Source organism: Neobacillus sp. 19 (genome assembly GCF_049463095.1).
GTDB lineage: Bacteria > Bacillota > Bacilli > Bacillales > Cytobacillaceae > Neobacillus.
Genome location: NZ_JBMPZU010000035.1, coordinates 192,210 through 210,298, shown reverse-complemented (window position 1 = coordinate 210,298; position 18,089 = coordinate 192,210). Strand labels below are relative to the sequence as shown.

Genomic DNA, 18,089 nt, shown 5'->3' with positions numbered 1-18,089 from the left:
TAATTCTTTAGACCTAAGAAAAACATGCACTTAGCCCTAATATATTCATATGAACGAATCAAGGAGTTAACCTTCGAAAAGGCTTCCTCCTTGAGAAATTTCAACTATTATTTTCCATCATAAAACTCACCGAGTTTACTCCATTCCTCTTTCACTTGAAGGCCTTGTGCTTCAGCAGCCGCTTTATTTATTACTAGTTTCAGACTGCTTGGAAGCTCAACTGGAATCTCAGAAGGCTTTTTCTTTCCTGTTAAAATGTCAACTGCCATTAAGCCAGATTGGTAGCCAAGGTCGTAATAACTGAAGCCGCTAGCCGCCACTGCGCCTTTTTTCATGGAATCAAGCTCGCCTACAAAAAGAGGAATTTTTTTGCTGTTGGCTACTGCAATCACGGAATCTAGTGCAGTTACCACCGTGTTATCTGTCGGAATGTAGATGGCATCGACACGGCCGACTAAGGATTCAGCAGCCTGTTTCACTTCAGAAGTATTGGCAACAGAAACCTCGACGAGTTTTGCGCCCTTCTCTTCAACTAACTTCTTTACTTCTTTTACTTGTACTTCTGAATTCGGTTCACCGGAGTTATAAATCACTCCGATATTTTTTGCTTTTACTTCATCGGTAATAAAATGGATGGTTGTTTTCGTTGCTTCTGGATGATTGTCAGTTGTTCCAGTTATATTTTTCCCCGGCTTATCTAAAGCTTCAACCAATTCAGCTACCACAGGGTCTGTAACAGATGTAAAGACAATTGGAATATCCTTTGTCGCATTTAGCGCAGCTGTTGCACTTGGTGTAGCATTAGCGAAAATCAAATCTACCTTATCACCGACAAAATTCTTAGCGATGGTTTGAACATTGTTCTGGTCTGCCTGAGCATTTTGCTCATCGAATGAAACCTTAACCCCTTTATCCTTTAAAGCCTTTTTAAATCCTTCTGTTGCAGCGTCTAAAGAAGGATGAGGCGCAAACTGACTAATACCTATCTTGAACTCCTTATCCGCTTCCCCTTTTTCCGGGTCTCCAGCAGATTCTTTACTGCCGCAGCCGGCTAGCAACAGCATTCCCGCCAATGCAATGGACAGTGCCTTAACTTTTTTCCTCATTCGTTTACATCCCCCTAAATATTTTCTAAAAATTTAATATATTAGAAATTATTCTAGTATTTTTTTCGACCAAAAGCAATAGAAATCGCAAAAATATTTTTTTGCTTTAAAGCGACATAATATGTCAAAAAAAAATGCCATCTACTTTGAGTAGAAGGCATTTAGGGCTGTATGTAAACTTAGGAATGAAGGTATAACGTGATCTGCATCACCAATCCCGGGTTTTCTCTAGTAATTGATCAATTTCAACAAGGTTCATTTTATGACTGTTTTTCTCAGATGTTAGCTCTGAGGTACTTTCGAGTAATTTGTCAATATCAATTAATATGGTTCCCATCGTCTAACCTCCATAGAATTTTTGTTTGGTTACAAAATGATTCGAACTTCCCTTACAAATCATGGGGGTCTTTTTCTTTTTTAACAGATTACTAGCAAAAGTATGATATAATTCACTATTTTTTCACAAAAAGCAGTTTACAATGAGAAATGAAATCAGATAAGTGGTTGGGGGACCGCTTGTGCTGAGATTCATATAATGGGAGGGGAAAATATGTACCAATCTATCGCGTGGTACGCTACCTTGTTTTTCGTTTTCCTCATTGCACTTGCTTTTTCATTCGTGTATGGGGAATCACGGAAATTAAGAGAGTATGGACCGATTCAAGAAAAGGGTTACAAAATTCGCAAGTTTTATTTCCTTGGCTTACTTGCTATCATGGGGTTTGCTTCAGCCATTTCATTAAGTAAACTTCCATATCATAACCAGCATGCACTTGCTAAAGAGGATGGCAAAATTGTTGATGTTACGGGAATTCAGTTTTCTTGGCAATTAAGTAATGAAAACTTTACGGTTGGGGAGCCGGTTCAGTTTCGCGTCACAAGTAAAGATGTAACCCATGGATTTGGTCTTTATGACACTAAAATGGAGCTCATCGCTCAGACACAGGCAATGCCCGATTATACAAACACAGTTACGATCACATTTGACAAACCAGGCACATATAAAATTCTTTGTTTGGAATATTGCAGCGCTGGTCACCATGTGATGATCAAAGACATTGTTGTTAAACCAAAAGGAGGTAAATAATATGGAAAGTAAAGCTCGGAACTCGATCAAAAAAGGCGTTGCTTTATCATTAATGGTTACCTCCGTTGTTTTGGTATTAATGATGATTTTCGGGGTAATTATGCTTTTGAATCAAGGGAATATCGTTAAAATTCCTGCACAGATGTTTTATAAGGTGATGACGATTCATGGAACCGGAATGATTGGGATTGCAGCTCTCGGTGGAAGTGCCATCATGTGGTACTACCTATCAAAGTATATCCATTTGAATCATAAGATTTTTTTTACTAACCTTGCATTGTCCTTGATTGGTGTAGTAATGATTTTAACTGCCATTTTTGGCTTTAATTTTTCGGACGGCTGGACATTCCTGTACCCGCTGCCATCGTTCTCAGCAAAAATTTATGGTACAACTGGTGCATTATTGTTTTTATTTGGCCTGCTCATTTTAGGTGTTGGTTATCTTGTTATGTATTTTTACATAGCTGCCCGACTGATTAAAGAATATGGCGGGTTAGGAAAATCACTTGGCTGGGATTATATTTTTAGAGGTAAAAAAGGATATGGGCCTCCTGCCGCAGTGGTTGCAACCACAATGGTCATCATCGCCAATTCAACTGGTGTTCTTGCTGGTGCAACTGCATTGGTTCAATCGATTTTAAATATTATGAATCCTAATCTTACTTTTGATCCAATGCTGGCAAAACATTTAACCTATGCTTTTGGCCATATTTTTGCAAACTGTACGATTTATATGGCCGTAATTGCCGTCTATGAAATATTATCTGAGTATACAGGGCGTCCATGGAAATCAAATAAAGCCTTTTTGATTGCCTGGAACTTTTCAACCCTTTTTACATTGATGATTTATACACACCATTTACTCATGGATTTTGCCGTGCCTAGATGGATGTTGATTATCGGACAAGTTTTTTCCTACGCAAACGGACTCCCGGTAATGGTGGTTACCGCATATGGTGCGTTAATGATTGTCTTCCGCTCAGCTGTAAAGTGGGATTTCGCTTCCAGTATGATGTTTTTAGCGATGTTCGGCTGGGTAGCAGGTGCGGTCCCGGCCATTATAGATGCGACCATTGTCGTGAACCACGTGATGCACAATACGAAATGGGTACCAGGACATTTCCATACCTATATGGGAATGGGTGTGGTCGCAATGATTTTTGGTTTTATGTATTATTTCAATAAAAAAGAAGGCACCCAAAAGCAAACTGGACTTGATAAAATTGCCATTTCCATCTATTTCTTTTTCTTCGCCGGTATTGCTGGTTCGTTTTTATACGCCGGGAAGATAAGTGCTCCACGGCGGTGGGCTGAACATTTACCCGAATGGACAGGTTCTGACCAAGTGGGAGCGATTTGCGGGATTTTTGTTATTGCTGCCTCGATTATTTTTACTACTAGATTTTTCATTGGTTTAAAAAATGTTGGAAAGCAGCCTGAACAAAAATCGCTAAAATCTGTATCATAATACGGAAACAATCCAGTCCTTTGAAGGGCTGGATTGTTTCGTTTTTATTATGCAGTAATTTTCATTTGTTTTTGTTTATCGCTTTGTTTAAAAAAGACTTTCATCATTGGGGGTGTCACAATGGTAGTAACTAGAACGACAATGACTAAAATAGAAAATAGCTCTTGGCTGATTAATTTCGTTTCTAAGCCGATGGTAGCAATAATTAATGCTACCTCACCCCTGGATACCATTGCCGCCCCAATTCCCAATGAGCTTCCCCATGAAAAACTCGCTAATTTAGCACCGGCTGCGGCACCAATTAATTTTGTTAAGATGGCAATGATACTAAGTCCAATAATCATTCCAAAATGTTGTGCAATCCCATCGAAACTTGCCTTCACACCAATTGACGTAAAGAAAACAGGTACGAATATGGAGTAGCCGATTGTTTCTACCTTTTCAAATATTTCATGCTTAAATTTCGTTTGACTTATTGCAACCCCAGCAATGTATGCTCCAATAATGGCCGCTACGCCAGTTAATTCTGCCACATATGCAAACATAAAGCAGATGATTAATGCTGCCGAAAGAAGCGATTCTGTGACTTTTAATCCAGCAAACTTATTTAACACCCAAGGAACGACCTTCCATGCTGCTAAAATCGCTCCACCGAAAAAGAGGACCTTTTTCACAATCACCATGGTTAAATTGACATCCCCACCGGCCATACTCATTAAAAACGCTAAGGCAATGATGACAACGACATCGTCAATAACAGCTGCACCTAAAATCGTTGTACCTTCTTTTGTCTGCATTTTATTCAGCTCTTTTAGGGCTTGAACCGAGATACTGACACTTGTTGCTGACAGCAATAACCCTAAAAAAATGGCCTCAAATGTGGTCATATTCATGATAATTCCCGCAAGGTAACCAACAAACAACGGTACAATTATCCCGCTGAATCCTACAAATGTAGAAGCCTTCCCTGACCGTTTAAATTCATCTAAATCCGTTTCCATTCCGGCAATAAACATTAACAAGATGACACCAATTTGACTTAATTCTTCCAATGTTTTCGTTTCTACAATAATACCTAAAATAGCCGGCCCTAAAAGGATTCCAACTAGCAATTTCCCCAAAACGGAGGGCTGACCGAGTTTTACACTTATGTCTCCCGCAATTTTGGAGGCAAGTAAAATAACTGCTAATTCAAAAATTAATTCCATCCAATCACCCTTCTTTTTGAAAATTAAAAAGAGTCTGCTTTTTACCAACAGACTCTTTTCGAGAGAAAACAAAAGAGCCTATCAACCAATGGACATAGCAATCCCTTGGTGACAGGCTCCTCCAATTACATAAATTATTTAATTAATATTATTATAACAGACTTTATATTAGTAATCAAGAAAAAGATGACCAGATAGATCTGTTATACACAATCCGGTTTTTTCTTTTCAGTTTAATCCCATCTTTTCATTTCATTAATGACCTTTTCTTTAAACAAACTAATAAAGGTTAATTCTCCCTTTTGCATTTTTTGCTTATGCCATTCATTAAAGCTTGCAACAGTAATTAGGATAAGCCCAGCAATTAATAAATAGACCCACCACGGCATGACCCCCCAATATGGTCTTGTTTGGAGGAAAACATTTAAAAGTAAAATCCCTGTACCTACAAAAAAGTAAGATTTTATATGCAGGAACATCCCCGCTATCATCGAAAACAGCGAGAGTGACCCTAATATAATCGCATCGTAAATTGTATTACTCGCCAAACCATCCTGGATTAAGATAAGCGACACAATTATGAGTACTCCCCATTGAATAGCCTTTGTAATCTCTGCATATTGTCCCCTTAAACATTGGCGTATGAAAATTACGAGCACAACATACGGAAGAACGAGCACCTCCCTCTCCCATAAGGACGGTATATTTAACTGTTTGATTACTGTATAGTATGGTTCTAATAAATACACTCCTGCAAGGATCGGCATAAAGGCTGAGATATTTGCAGGGACCCTTTTTCTTTGGAACAAGAGTACGGCAGCAATTAAGATACCTGGCAGTGCCTGGCTCCATAAATGCTGTTCTGCAAAAAAGTACATTAACCATAAATATAAGAACGAAACTAATGTAAATCCGTCTATTTTTGTTTCCTGAAGCTTTTTTCCAGCTTCAAACAGCTTCTGGTACATTTTTTGGCCAATGATTGCCATTAGAATCCCCAAGGTGCCGGACAGCAGCAGTTTCTCCAAACTAGTCATTTCACTTAAGAATGCAAATTCAACCGTTGCGATAAACAGGAAAAATAATGGAACAATGTTAATTACATCCCACTTGATCTTATGCAAATAGAACAAGATTCCGAAGGAATAAGCACCGGTCACTAGGTAAGCAATTATACTGTACGGATAGGTAAGAAGCATGCACCCCATCCCAATAATTGAAAATGGTACAAAATAATAGGTTGTTCGTTTTTGAAATTCTCCTTTGACGAGAAGTGCAAAAATTAAGATTAGACCACTGGAGATTGGAAATTCGTAACGTCCAATAGTTTGAACAGGGATTTTATCTATTCCGGTTAAAATGATTATAAACAATACTGTAAAACAGCCATAAAGAAACACTTTGATTTTCCATTCCTTTACAGCTAGTCTAGTGCTGACAAAATAGATAAGCAGGGCAAGGACGAAGCTGTAAAATGCGTCTGAATGAAAAGCAAACCAAGTAAGGACAAGTGCGATGGGATAGATGATGTGACCTGTCCAGGAAAAGGCATTCGATATCATTGAATCCCTTTTTCGGAAAAGGAAGGCAATCAAAAGCAAAATAACCGCACTTGTAGAGGCAATTAACGAATTTAGTATGAAACTAAATGTGTATACACGTGTAATTGAATGAATAATTGAAAGATAAGACAGCAATAAAGCGATACTAATTGGATATGGCACCCACTTCTCTCCTATCTTTTTATACAAGCTGGAATACATCCCAATGCCGCCTATCAATACAAGCGGCTGAACCCACAGTTGAATAATTGGGCTAATCAATGAAAGAATCATAGAAATTGTGTATAATGCTTGTGAAACATACATAGAGATTTGGGCTAATTTTTTTTCGCCGGTTTTTATCCAGCCAAGACTTGAAAATAAAACGAGCCCCGCTGCGAATGCAAAATTAACGGCAATGCCATACTCACGTTGATAGACAGGAAAATTAACATTTACTTCCTCACCAAAGGCAACAAAGGAAAGACCAAGTGATACCGGCAATAACCAAATGGCTATATCCTTAAGTAACTCTCTTTCCTCAAACTGGCGGAGTAAAAAAGCAGCGATTGAAAAAAGGATGAACATGACACCCAGTTCCCACCACAAAAGAAATCCAAAAGCTGTAATCCCGGACAACGCCATAATCGCTAATCCCAGATCCCTTGATGCTGTTCGAATTATTTTTACGTATTTTGCATGATGAACAATCCCAAAAACACTAAATAAGATAAACCCTGTTATGGATAACGTCAGGGAAAAATCCATCATATTAAAAGGTTGATCAAGTAAGACAATTGCTTCGTATATGCCTGACGCTAGAAACACCGCACTTAAATAAGGAAATAGCCATCTTGGATTGGTATGTGTTAAATAAATGAAATTGGCTGAAATAATAAAATAGGCAATCATTAGCACAAGGGAAGGACTCCCTGCACGAAGCAAGATCCCCTCTAAACTAATATAGATAAAGGCAAACCCCGAAATAATCGCACTCGTATATTGAAATACTTTACTTAATGAAAATTTATCATCTAACAACTTCGGGACAAATACGATTCCAAAGCCTATTAAGGCGTAAACGATCTCCCCAAAATAATCAAGGAAACTATGCTCAGTCAATTGATAGGCTCCGTATACGACCATGACAGTAAAAATAAAGTGGTATTCTTTTTTCCCGCTGACGTACATCATTGATAAATAAATGATGGCAGTCAAAAGAAGGTTTACACTATATATAACCTCATTCTCAAACAAAAAAAGCATAAAAAGAGTGGATAGGACAAGGCTAACTTGTGCATATAGCACAAATTCTTTGGTAAACAATTTCATCGAGTCTCGCAACTTAGCTTTATGATAGATAAATATTAGAATGGCATTAAATGCCATCATTCCAAGATAAAAAAAATCAACCTGTAGTTTACAAGCTGCCAATAAAAAGGCCACTCCAGAAGTCAGTGAAATATAACTAAACCAAACAAATAGTCTTGAATGCAGGTTCTTAGCAAATAATAGATAGACAATTAGAGATAAAAAGCTTCCCAGCATACCAAGAAGATATCGACCCTCACCAAATATCGATAAATACGATCCTAATAAACCAAACCATCCTAACGAAAGAATAAAGATGGGCAGAAATAAACTTCCCAAGACAGTAAATGCAAATGCTGTTTTATCGATATGCAAAACCTTTTTCGTTAATAAAGCGATTCCATAAAAAAGTAGCGATACAATGGCAATAGAACCACTTTTCATAAAGCTTGTCATTGATTCCCAGTTACTTGTTGCTACAAACAAACCGCCAATTAATAAAAAAATGACGCCGATATTTAATAACCAAGTAATATTCCTTTCACGAATCTCTTCAGGAGTAAGTGTCTTTTTCACCTTTTGCGGTTTTGGGGAAGCTGGTTCGGTTTTTGCCACTTTCACTACAGCCGGATCTGGAATGGTCGCTGTTTTTAATAAATTCAGGTGGTATTGATGATGCGCTTTTGCTACGGTATCAACAATCGCATCGGATAAATACCCTTCTTCTCTTAAAGTGAAAAGTTCTTGCCTAAAATTCCGTCTTTTCTCTTCTCTGATATTTAAATCCATAAAAGTCACACCCCTTTATACATAACCTTTCTTATAAAGGCTTCATGATTTTTTGATGTCTGCAATATATCCCTTTGGTGTAATTTTACACTATATTTGATATTTTTCAATACTTTTTCTATTGCAAAATTTGAATTATTTTAACTTAGGTTAAAATAACTGTATGATATTAATGACTTAAACAAATGGAGGAATTTATGATTACATTTAATGAAAAACTTGCAATTATCGAATCTTTTAGCGAATTGGAAAGAAAAAACGTTTCTTTAGGACGTGTCAATTTCCAGTTTCCAAACAGTATTTCCGATAAGAAAAATATTGTTTATCATTTACATCCAAATGGTAATGGCTTTGTTTATGCTGGCCATTTGGAGAATTACGAAACAGACGAAAAGGGAATGGTCAATATACGTGATTTTAGCGCGGAAAAGCTGGAACAATTGCTAAAGGAATCCATCCACGCACTTTCACCTATTGTGAAAACAGCATCAGAGGAAGCGATTACAGGAGATTCAGATGGGGAACGTTGGGTGGATGACGAAAAGCATCATCTCATTGTGGTCAATGAAAATGATGCATGGAATATATATTTTGGATTAAACCTGGATGCAAGCTTTGATACTTATGAAGAAGCAGTGGAGTTTTTACGTGAAGAAGGATTTACACGGAGTTAAAGTGAAAGACTGTGCCCACTTGAGCACAGTCTTTTTTTAATTATCGTAGGTAATGTCAATTAATTGATCTAGGCGGATTATACTTTGCCTCGCCCGGTCATAGTCAATGGTTCGATAGTGATGCATCCCGCCCACTTCCTCATCATTTTCATCAGCCCATTTTACAATTTGCTGTAACGGAGTCCTTACAATATCATTTGAAGGTAAAAAGGAATCTGTATGGAATAGAATAGCAAGTGCAATTGTTTTAGCTTTAATTGGATTCTCTCCAAGACGAATCAACAGCTTGTGTGCTCTTTCTGCCCCTTTGATTGGATGGATATCATTTTGCTTATACAAGTCATAATCCCATTTTCCGTTTTTATACCACGTATAGTGACCCATATCATGTAGAAGTCCAGCTTTAGCGGCAATATCAATATCAACATGATGTTCTTTTCCAAGATGAAAGGCATGATAGGCAACTGCAATCGCATGGGAAAGTCCAGACCGGTTCAAATATTTTTGGGCAATATGATGTTCAAATATATTTAATAAGGTGACATCTCTCATGCGAATTCTCTCCTGACTTTTTCAATATATGTATTTCATTTATTATATGCCAACCTGTCCAATATGGCTAATCCAGTTTTAAAAATATAAAAAAGAGAGAAGAAAATTCCCTTCTCTCTTGATTAATGATTTTCAGATGTTTTTGTCGCTCTTCCTTTAGGACCCAAATATTCATAATCATTTGGATTAATTGGGGTATAGCCGTCAGGTTTATAGAAACGTAGTAGATCTTTATAGACAATTTCATCGGACATCTGAAGTTCAGTATTAACTTTTTCTGAAGTATCCTTACATGCTTCAGGATCCTCCATTAATTCTCCATTAGCATCTGAGTAGCACTTATCCTTTACTTGAATAACATCTGACGACACAAAGTCACCATTTCTAAATAAGGCCCAATTACGATGCTGCGGTGATAATAAATCAGAGCCAAACTCCATGTAATCCTTTGTATCAATTCCTAATAAGTGAAGGACTGTTGGCCGAACATCTACTTCCCCGCCAACTTGATGCTGCACGCCGCCTTTAACGCCGGGTACATGGATAAACAACGGCACACGCTGCAACTTAGCATTAATAGCTGGAGTTATTTCATCAACTCCTAAAACTTTAGCCATTGCTTCATTATGGTTTTCCGAAATACCATAATGATCACCATACATAACAATCACTGTATTATCATACATACCATTTGCTTTTAGGTCATTAAAGAACTGTTCAAAAGCCTGATCCATATAGTGTGCAGATTGAAAATATTGGTTAACAACCGTGTCGCCATAATCACCTGCAGGGAAATCCGTATCCTCTGTATCCATCTCAAATGGGAAATGGTTTGACAATGAAATAAACTTTGTATAGAACGGCTGCTTTAGGCTTTCAAGCAAAGGAATGGATTCCTTAAAGAATGGTTTATCCTTCATGCCATAGTTTTTCGTATTTTCATCAGTCATGTTATAGTATTCTGCATCAAAAAATTGATCATATCCAAATGCTTTATAAATAACATTTCGATTCCAAAACGTTTTATAGTTCCCATGTAATACAGCCGAGGTGTATCCCTGACCTTTTAAAATGGAAGGCATGGCTTGATACGTATTTTGTGCTTTATTAACAAATACAGCACCTTGTGCCATTGGATACAATGAATTTTCCATTAAAAATTCAGCATCTGATGTTTTACCCTGACCTGTTTGATGATAGAAATTATCAAAATAAAAGGTGCTGCCATCGTGTGCCAAAGAATTTAAGAATGGTGTTACTTCTTGCCCATCTGGCATTTTATAATCAATCATAAAGGTTTGGAATGATTCCATTGAGATATAAACGACATTCATTCCTTTTGCTTTACCAAAATAAACAGGGTTTGGGGAAGCATAATTTGCCTTCCGGTAGTTCTTGACATCAGTAATATCACTACTATCAGCTAATGCACGCTGACTTGATGATTTTACGTTTTGAATGACATCATAAATCGTAAAGTTATAAGCACCTAAATACTTTACTAAATAATTTCTGTCAAAAGAACGAGAAAGCAGCTGCGGACGATCTTTTTCCGCTAAGCCTAAGTTAAATAAAAAAGTAGTTATAGCAAACAACAGAACAATTTTAAATGACTTTCTGTTCGTTACCGTAACATTCTTGAAAACTGTTAATGCAAGTGCGATTAAGATAAACATATCTGTAAAATATAAAATATCAAATGGTGACATTAAAGAAAGTGCACTATCACCTAACTGCCCTGCATTTGTCTTTGTCTGCATTAAAACAGGAACGGTAATAAAGTCATTAAAAAACCGATAATAGGCAATATTAGCGTATAATAAAAAAGATAGTAGGAAATTTGTGATAATCATGACAAGCTTTGTACGCTTCTTAAAAAGCAATGCTATTCCAAAGAAGAACAGCGCTGAACTCAGTGGGTTGATCAATAACAAAAATTCCTGCAGATTATTATCAATTCCAAGGTTAAATTCAATTTGATATGCCGCATACGTTTTAATCCAAAATAAGACAACGGCAATTGCGAAAAATGTAATATGACTATTGTTTATTTTTTTAGGAAGTCTAAATGTACTCATTTCAAAATTCTCCTCTCACTTACCAATTAAGCTCCGGTAAACGAACCTGCAATTACTATATCACATTTTCTTTCAAAATAAAAATATAAAAACAGTTACATTCCCTTTAATGTTATGTACCCCATTTGTGGGACATGACTGTTTTCATTCCTCATTTATATAAGACGGATTAGCAGAAAAATAGTTTCATATTTTTTATTTACCATAACAGTATTTAACTTCCAGCAAAACCCAAATCAAAAATACATTTCTACATATCATAAACTTGAAACATCCGGTATGCAATATGAAATTTGACTTATCTTTTTACAGCATAAAATTTGAATAATTTTATACTGATTGGAAAGCATAACCGCGAGCGACAAAAGTAAAGATGGAAAAGAGGAATCCCCTATGCCCAGAATTAGGCCTGATTTTACCAAAAGTCCTTATTTTGTTGATGAACCCGGAAATTGGCATTTAAAGCCGGGTGCTCCAAAAGAACTGGAAGTGGAGTTAGCAAATTACCTGTCCAGCCTTGAACATATAGACGAACCTGGTACATTAAATGGTGTCCAAATTCAATATCCTTATGATCATTAAAAAAGAACCTATATAATAGAAGAAAGCGGTTACAAAAACCCTTGACAGTAGAAAAATTTGTATGAAAATGAAGTTCATGACAAACTCTATAATGACTATTTTCTTAGGAGTGAAAAAAATGAATGTTAATCGAGTGAAGCAGATATTGTCTTCTTCAGCAGATATTGAAGTAAAATATAATGGGACTTCTGTATGGATTGACCAATTAAATGAAGATGGAAAAACAGCAACCGTTCATTTACGAGGTCCACTTGAAGAACGAACGATCGTTGAAATTGGTGAACTAATCGAAGATTAAGTACTAAAATGCCCACGTCATTTCATAATGGAAATGACGTGGGCATTGTTTTGCGTATTTTACCCAACCTGCTTGGCTAAAGATTTGGCAACGGTCGCTTTTCTTTGATAGAAGAACCAGTTAAGTCCAAAGGAAATGACATAGAATCCTATAAAGAAGTAGAAAGCAGTCACTGGTGTTCCGGTCGCATTAACAGACCATCCGAATAGCTTTGGAATAAAGAATGAACCATATGCTGCGAAAGCTGCGGAAAAGCCGATAACAGGTGCTGCTTCTTTTGGAATAAAGATAGCTGGGATCATCTGGAATGTTGAACCAGAACCAATACCCGATGCTAAGAATAGCACTAAGAAAGAGATTAAAAATCCTGCAAATTGCTTACCATTTAAAAAATAAATAACTCCTGCTGCACCAATTCCCATGATGACCAAAACATAGGCAGTCACTTTTGCGCCCCCTAGTTTGTCAGCCATCCAGCCGCCGACTGGTCTGGCTGCTGCAGCTACTAAGGCACCAAGGAAAGCAAGGGAGATATACTCCGGAAACTGAGATCTTAACAATAGCGGGAATGCCGCAGAATAGCCGATAAAGGAACCAAATGTTGCTACATAAAGAGCAGTCATGATCCAAGTATGTTTCCTTTTTACAATTACAAATTGATCTGCAACTGATTGTTTTGCCCCAGGTACATTATCCATTTTAAAGAAAGCAAGTAATGTCATAATTACAATTGGGATTACCCAGATAAATGCTGCGTTTTGTAGCCATACTTCCTGTCCGTTTGCTAAAACCTGTTTATTGCCAACAAGTGCAAAAGTTCCAGATGTAATAATTAATGGTGTGACGAATTGTACAACTGAGACACCCATGTTACCTAAACCGCCATTGATGCCAAGCGCCGTACCCTTTTCTTTTTTTGGAAAGAAGAAGCTAATATTTGCTGATGATGATGAAAAGTTTCCGCCGCCAAGACCGCAAAGTGCTGCAAGCAAAAGCATGATGGAGAATGGAGTATCGGGATTTTGAACTGCAAATCCAATACCGATCGCTGGGATGGCTAGAACAGCTGTTGAAATTACTGTCCAGTTCTTCCCTCCAATAGAACCAACCGCAAACGTATAAACAAAGCGGAGCGTTGCACCGACAAGACCTGGAATAGCAGCAAGTGTAAATAATTGTTCTTCCGTAAATTGGAAGCCTATATCGTTAAGACGAACAGCAACTACTGACCAAATTTGCCAAACAATAAAGGCGAGCATCAAAGATGGAACGGATATCCACAGGTTCCTTTTTGCATGTTTTTTTCCTTCTGCCTGCCAAAACTTTTCGTCTTCCGGATTCCAATAATTAATTCGAGCCATAATCATTTCCCCCTATATGGTTTTCTAATTTTTAATTGATTTAGTTGTTGTTGTTGATGAATTTAATATAAACCACATGGTAACATGATTTTTGTGACGTACGTCACAAAAATAGTGAAGGAAATGTGAACTCAAGCAGTTAGACAAAAAGTTGTAATAATTATCACTTTTTAAGGCAAAAAAAAAAGACCTTTGAAGTAAAAGGCCTCTTACTGGGATTTAGATTTCCTTAGAATTTTCTTTTTTCTCATTAAACATGCCTACATAATTTTTTGTTTCTCCTGCATCGTCTTTAATTGCTGTAATGGTTAACCACTCTTTATAAATCTCATTATTTTTACGTTTGTTCCAAATATAACCTTCCCATATTCCGTTTGTTTTTAAACTATCCCACATTTTTTTATAAAATTCATTATCATGTTCCCCAGATTGCAGGACACTTGGTGTTTTTCCAACAACTTCTTCCTGACTAAAACCAGTAATTTTTGAAAATGCCGGGTTAACGCTTTGAATAATTCCGTTAACATCCGTTACGCAAATTCCATCTAGTGCGTGATTGACTATCTTAGATGAAATATCAAGTTTATCTTGATAGTAAAGCCAAACAACAATGACTAAACTTGCTAAGGAGAATTCGGAAAGTGACATAAAACCAATTGCGTAATGTCCAGTCCAATTAAAGAGAATTGTTAAAATAATGGGTGGGAAAAAGCCGCCAAGACCACCCATTGCAGCAACAATTCCGTTGACTATCCCTGCTTGTTTGGAAAAATATAATGGGACTAACTTAAAGATTGCCCCATTTCCAATCCCTGCGAAGAAAGCCACTAATAAACAGCCAAACGAATAGATTGGCAGTGATGGCGTAAATGACAAAAGAAACCCTGCAAAGGTAAGGCTGAAAAATACGGCCATAAGGATTAGAAATGGATTTATTTTATCTCCAAGCCAGCCGCCTACAGGCCTAAAAAACGTGGCTAGTGCAATAAAACCGGCGGTTCGTAACCCTGCATCCACCTTATCCAATTCAAAGTGATTCACCAAAAAGGAAGGTAAATATATGGTGAATGCGACAAAAGATCCAAAGGTAATAAAATAAAATAAACTTAAAAACCACAGTTTAGGATTTTTATAAACTTCTTTAATTTGATCAGATAAGGAATTGTCGACCTTCCGTTCCTTTCTGTCGCCAAAAAGGAAATTTAGTAAAGCAAATATCAACATGATCACAAGGAATATTTTAACGGTATTTCTCCATCCATACGCATTTGCAAGTACAGGTGCAGAAAAAGAGGTAATTGCCGTACCAATATTACCAGCGCCATAAATACCGTTGATAAAACCATGCTTTGCTTTTACATAATATTTCGGCAGCGAGGTAACGCCTATTGAAAAAACTGCTCCTCCAATACCAAGTAATAATCCCCCCAAGATAAGCATCATTAGGGAATTCGCATAACTTATAAGGGCAATTGGTATAAGCAAAATAATAAAACTGATCGTAAATAAAAATCTTGCACCATATCGGTTGGTCCAAAAGCCGATGGGAACCCTGAGAAGTGATCCCAGAATAACCGGCACAGCTGTAGCCCAGGCAATTTCTGTTGATGATAAAGGAATATCAGCCTTTATAAAAGGCATAAGTGAAGAAATAAGTACCCAAACCATAAATCCCGCCACGAGACTTCCAGTTTGAATAAAAAGTTGTTTTGTACCTTGATTCATTTTCATCCCCCTCAAAATCCCTTTACTCTTACTATACCCTCAAAATAAAGTTATATATTTACTTGGTAAATCCATTCGTATGGAAAATTTTTCTTTTAGTATTATAGAACACTTTCAATATTAAAACTATGAGGTATGACACAAGAGAAAAGAATTATTTACATAAGTTATATCCAGTAGTATATTTTTCCTGTAATATGTATTTTATCATTATGGCAGTTTAAATATATAGTGGGTTTTTTTAAAATTTAATAGGATTGGAAGAAAATCAATGCAACAAAAAAAACGATTTCTTGATCCCCCTAAAATCCTTGTTTTGGGTTTTGCTTCTATTATTTTAATAGGAACTCTCTCCTTGATCCTTCCAGCAGCAACAACAAATGGCCAAGGGTTATCTTTTATTAACGCATTGTTTACAGCAACATCGGCCACTTGTGTAACAGGTCTTGTTGTTGTGGATACTGGAACTACGTTTACGTTATTTGGACAGCTAATCATTTTGTCTATGATTCAAGTCGGCGGTCTTGGATTTATGACCTTTGCTACCTTATTTGCTTTTTTATTAGGGAAACGAATTTCTTTAAAAGAAAGAATTTTGCTTCAAGAATCACTAAATAACCTTTCAATGGAAGGAATTGTACGGTTAGCTAAACGTATTTTAATATTTACTGCCGTTATTGAATTCACCGGTGCTGTGCTTTTATCTATACGGTTTTCTTTTGACATGCCAGTGGGAAGAGCGATCTATTTCGGGATTTTTCATTCTATCTCGAATTTTAATAATGCAGGGTTTGATATTTTAGGCAATTATCAAAGTCTAACAGCGTATGTAGCTGATCCCACTATTGTATTAACAATCTGTTCATTAATTACCGTTGGCGGGATTGGCTTTATCGTTATGAATGAACTTTTTGAATATAGCAGTTCCAAACGCTTATCATTGCATACGAAAATTGTTTTAGTTACAAGCTTCTTATTATTAATTGGCGGAACAATTGGAATTTTTATATTAGAATTTACCAATGAAAAAACCTTAAAGCCCCTATCCTTTTCTGGTAAAATTCTTGGCGCATTATTCCAGTCCGTTGCTGCGAGGACAGATGGTGCCAATACTTTAAATATTGCTGAAATGACCCAGTCATCTTTGTTGTTCATTATCTTCTTAATGTTTATTGGTGCTTCCCCTGGTTCAACAGGAGGTGGAATTAAGACAACTACATTTACAACATTATTAGGAGCAGTCTGGTCGCAAATTCGGGGCAAAGAGGATGTTATTTTTTATCGGCAGCGAGTTGGTTATGAAACAATCTATAAATCATTGACGGTTACATTATGTGCCTTGTTTCTTGTATTGACTGTCACAATGCTACTTACAATTACAGAACATGGAACAGATTTTTTAAAGCTTTTATTTGAGACAACATCTGCCTTTGGTACAGTCGGCTTATCAATGGACTTATCCCGTGACTTATCACCACTTGGTAAAGTGTTAATTACCTTAACGATGTTCGCAGGCAGACTTGGACCTTTAACCATTGCCTTTGCTGTAGCTATGCGGAGAAAACCTGATGCATTCCGATATCCAAAGGGAAAAATCATGATTGGGTAGTTTTTAACATCAAGGAGGATTTTGAACTATGGCTAATCAATACGCTGTAATTGGCTTAGGCAGATTTGGAGTTAGTATCGCCAATAAATTATATGAATCTGGCCAGGAAGTACTTGGAGTGGATATAAATGAGGAACGGGTTGAAGAATCACATCCATATGCAACCCATTCGGTTATTGCAGATTCTACAGATGCTGAGGCACTGAAATTAATCGGAATTCGTAATTTTGAAACTGTTATTGTAGCCATAGGAAGTGATATCCAGGCAAGTATTTTAACTGTCCTACTATTAAAGGAACTTGGAGTAAAACAGGTGATTGCTAAGGCAATTAACAAATTGCATGGTCAAGTACTGCAAAAAGTTGGTGCCGACTGGGTTGTTTTCCCTGAGCGGGATATGGGAATCCGGGTTGCTCATCAGTTGTTATCGCCAAATGTCTTAAATTTCATTGAAATCTCAAAGAATTACAGTGTGGAAGAAGTGAAGCCGCCAAATCGAATGGTAGAGAAAACCTTAAGAGAGGTGGATTTAAGGGCTAAATTCAATCTTAGCGTGATTGCCATTCGGCACGAAGACGAAATAAATATCTCCCCATCTCCGGATGAGAAAATAAATTTAGGTGATGTGTTAGTGGTGATTGGTGAAAATCGGGATTTAGATAAATTTGCAAATTTACGTTAATAGCAAGCCGCAATTAAA

At 36.9% G+C, this 18,089-nt stretch carries 15 protein-coding genes; 7 read left to right on the top strand and 8 right to left on the bottom strand.

Annotated elements, in window-relative coordinates; genetic code table 11:
• Positions 1–107 precede the first annotated feature (107 nt).
• Both ACO1D1_RS12480 and ACO1D1_RS12475 read right to left on the bottom strand, forming a co-directional pair.
• The gene (locus tag ACO1D1_RS12480) at positions 108–1,106 is read right to left on the bottom strand and encodes an ABC transporter substrate-binding protein (protein ID WP_149870580.1); all 999 of its coding nucleotides are present in this window, start codon (positions 1,104–1,106) and stop codon (positions 108–110) included.
• Between the two features lie 208 nt (positions 1,107–1,314).
• Positions 1,315–1,443 carry a hypothetical protein gene (locus ACO1D1_RS12475; protein ID WP_263315200.1) on the bottom strand — a complete coding sequence of 43 codons (129 nt, stop codon included), beginning with the start codon at positions 1,441–1,443 and terminating at the stop codon, positions 1,315–1,317.
• Between the two features lie 213 nt (positions 1,444–1,656).
• On the opposite strand from ACO1D1_RS12475, the gene ACO1D1_RS12470 reads away from it, so the two are divergent.
• Both ACO1D1_RS12470 and ACO1D1_RS12465 read left to right on the top strand, forming a co-directional pair.
• Positions 1,657–2,193, top strand: a complete 537-nt coding sequence (locus ACO1D1_RS12470; protein ID WP_149870581.1) for a cytochrome c oxidase subunit II — start codon at positions 1,657–1,659, stop codon at positions 2,191–2,193.
• 1 nt (position 2,194) lies between these two features.
• Positions 2,195–3,661, top strand: a complete 1,467-nt coding sequence (locus ACO1D1_RS12465; protein WP_149870582.1) for a cbb3-type cytochrome c oxidase subunit I — start codon at positions 2,195–2,197, stop codon at positions 3,659–3,661.
• Positions 3,662–3,708: 47 nt separating this feature from the next.
• On the opposite strand, the gene ACO1D1_RS12460 is transcribed toward ACO1D1_RS12465, so the two are convergent.
• Positions 3,709–4,869 (bottom strand): cation:proton antiporter, encoded by a 1,161-nt coding sequence (locus ACO1D1_RS12460; RefSeq protein WP_149870583.1) that lies wholly within the window; start codon positions 4,867–4,869, stop codon positions 3,709–3,711.
• A 233-nt stretch (positions 4,870–5,102) separates the two neighbouring features.
• Entirely contained in the window at positions 5,103–8,510 is a 3,408-nt protein-coding gene (locus ACO1D1_RS12455; protein WP_423336093.1) for a hypothetical protein, read from the bottom strand.
• 197 nt (positions 8,511–8,707) lie between these two features.
• On the opposite strand from ACO1D1_RS12455, the gene ACO1D1_RS12450 reads away from it, so the two are divergent.
• On the top strand, positions 8,708–9,184 hold the full coding sequence (locus ACO1D1_RS12450; protein ID WP_423336092.1) for a hypothetical protein: 477 nt from the start codon (positions 8,708–8,710) through the stop codon (positions 9,182–9,184).
• Positions 9,185–9,220: 36 nt separating this feature from the next.
• Here ACO1D1_RS12450 and ACO1D1_RS12445 read toward each other — a convergent pair whose 3' ends face one another.
• Both ACO1D1_RS12445 and ACO1D1_RS12440 read right to left on the bottom strand, forming a co-directional pair.
• Complete coding sequence (locus tag ACO1D1_RS12445) at positions 9,221–9,736, bottom strand: HD domain-containing protein (RefSeq protein ID WP_149870585.1); 516 nt, start codon at positions 9,734–9,736, stop codon at positions 9,221–9,223.
• A gap of 122 nt (positions 9,737–9,858) precedes the next feature.
• On the bottom strand, positions 9,859–11,814 hold the full coding sequence (locus ACO1D1_RS12440) for an LTA synthase family protein (RefSeq protein ID WP_423336091.1): 1,956 nt from the start codon (positions 11,812–11,814) through the stop codon (positions 9,859–9,861).
• Positions 11,815–12,207: 393 nt separating this feature from the next.
• On the opposite strand from ACO1D1_RS12440, the gene ACO1D1_RS12435 reads away from it, so the two are divergent.
• Entirely contained in the window at positions 12,208–12,396 is a 189-nt protein-coding gene (locus tag ACO1D1_RS12435) for a hypothetical protein (RefSeq protein WP_423336090.1), read from the top strand.
• A 118-nt stretch (positions 12,397–12,514) separates the two neighbouring features.
• Entirely contained in the window at positions 12,515–12,694 is a 180-nt protein-coding gene (locus ACO1D1_RS12430; protein WP_149870588.1) for an H-type small acid-soluble spore protein, read from the top strand.
• A 59-nt stretch (positions 12,695–12,753) separates the two neighbouring features.
• Here the strand turns inward: ACO1D1_RS12430 and ACO1D1_RS12425 are convergent, their stop codons facing one another.
• Together ACO1D1_RS12425 and ACO1D1_RS12420 are read right to left on the bottom strand one after the other, a co-directional pair.
• Positions 12,754–14,055 (bottom strand): NarK family nitrate/nitrite MFS transporter, encoded by a 1,302-nt coding sequence (locus ACO1D1_RS12425; protein WP_149870589.1) that lies wholly within the window; start codon positions 14,053–14,055, stop codon positions 12,754–12,756.
• Between the two features lie 219 nt (positions 14,056–14,274).
• Positions 14,275–15,780, bottom strand: a complete 1,506-nt coding sequence (locus tag ACO1D1_RS12420) for a NarK/NasA family nitrate transporter (RefSeq protein ID WP_149870590.1) — start codon at positions 15,778–15,780, stop codon at positions 14,275–14,277.
• Between the two features lie 271 nt (positions 15,781–16,051).
• Between ACO1D1_RS12420 and ACO1D1_RS12415 the strand changes: the two genes are divergently transcribed.
• Both ACO1D1_RS12415 and ACO1D1_RS12410 read left to right on the top strand, forming a co-directional pair.
• Entirely contained in the window at positions 16,052–17,389 is a 1,338-nt protein-coding gene (locus ACO1D1_RS12415; protein ID WP_149870591.1) for a TrkH family potassium uptake protein, read from the top strand.
• 28 nt (positions 17,390–17,417) lie between these two features.
• Positions 17,418–18,071 (top strand): potassium channel family protein, encoded by a 654-nt coding sequence (locus ACO1D1_RS12410; RefSeq protein ID WP_149870592.1) that lies wholly within the window; start codon positions 17,418–17,420, stop codon positions 18,069–18,071.
• The last annotated feature ends 18 nt before the right edge of the window (positions 18,072–18,089 follow it).

Coding starts and splice junctions, on each gene's coding strand:
- ACO1D1_RS12440 (WP_423336091.1), bottom strand. CDS start 11,814: ATGAGTACATTTAGACTTCCTAAAAAAATAAACAATAGTCATATTACA.
- ACO1D1_RS12450 (WP_423336092.1), top strand. CDS start 8,708: ATGATTACATTTAATGAAAAACTTGCAATTATCGAATCTTTTAGCGAA.
- ACO1D1_RS12415 (WP_149870591.1), top strand. CDS start 16,052: ATGCAACAAAAAAAACGATTTCTTGATCCCCCTAAAATCCTTGTTTTG.
- ACO1D1_RS12435 (WP_423336090.1), top strand. CDS start 12,208: ATGCCCAGAATTAGGCCTGATTTTACCAAAAGTCCTTATTTTGTTGAT.
- ACO1D1_RS12430 (WP_149870588.1), top strand. CDS start 12,515: ATGAATGTTAATCGAGTGAAGCAGATATTGTCTTCTTCAGCAGATATT.
- ACO1D1_RS12455 (WP_423336093.1), bottom strand. CDS start 8,510: ATGGATTTAAATATCAGAGAAGAGAAAAGACGGAATTTTAGGCAAGAA.
- ACO1D1_RS12475 (WP_263315200.1), bottom strand. CDS start 1,443: ATGGGAACCATATTAATTGATATTGACAAATTACTCGAAAGTACCTCA.
- ACO1D1_RS12410 (WP_149870592.1), top strand. CDS start 17,418: ATGGCTAATCAATACGCTGTAATTGGCTTAGGCAGATTTGGAGTTAGT.
- ACO1D1_RS12480 (WP_149870580.1), bottom strand. CDS start 1,106: ATGAGGAAAAAAGTTAAGGCACTGTCCATTGCATTGGCGGGAATGCTG.
- ACO1D1_RS12425 (WP_149870589.1), bottom strand. CDS start 14,055: ATGGCTCGAATTAATTATTGGAATCCGGAAGACGAAAAGTTTTGGCAG.
- ACO1D1_RS12420 (WP_149870590.1), bottom strand. CDS start 15,780: ATGAATCAAGGTACAAAACAACTTTTTATTCAAACTGGAAGTCTCGTG.
- ACO1D1_RS12445 (WP_149870585.1), bottom strand. CDS start 9,736: ATGAGAGATGTCACCTTATTAAATATATTTGAACATCATATTGCCCAA.
- ACO1D1_RS12470 (WP_149870581.1), top strand. CDS start 1,657: ATGTACCAATCTATCGCGTGGTACGCTACCTTGTTTTTCGTTTTCCTC.
- ACO1D1_RS12465 (WP_149870582.1), top strand. CDS start 2,195: ATGGAAAGTAAAGCTCGGAACTCGATCAAAAAAGGCGTTGCTTTATCA.
- ACO1D1_RS12460 (WP_149870583.1), bottom strand. CDS start 4,869: ATGGAATTAATTTTTGAATTAGCAGTTATTTTACTTGCCTCCAAAATT.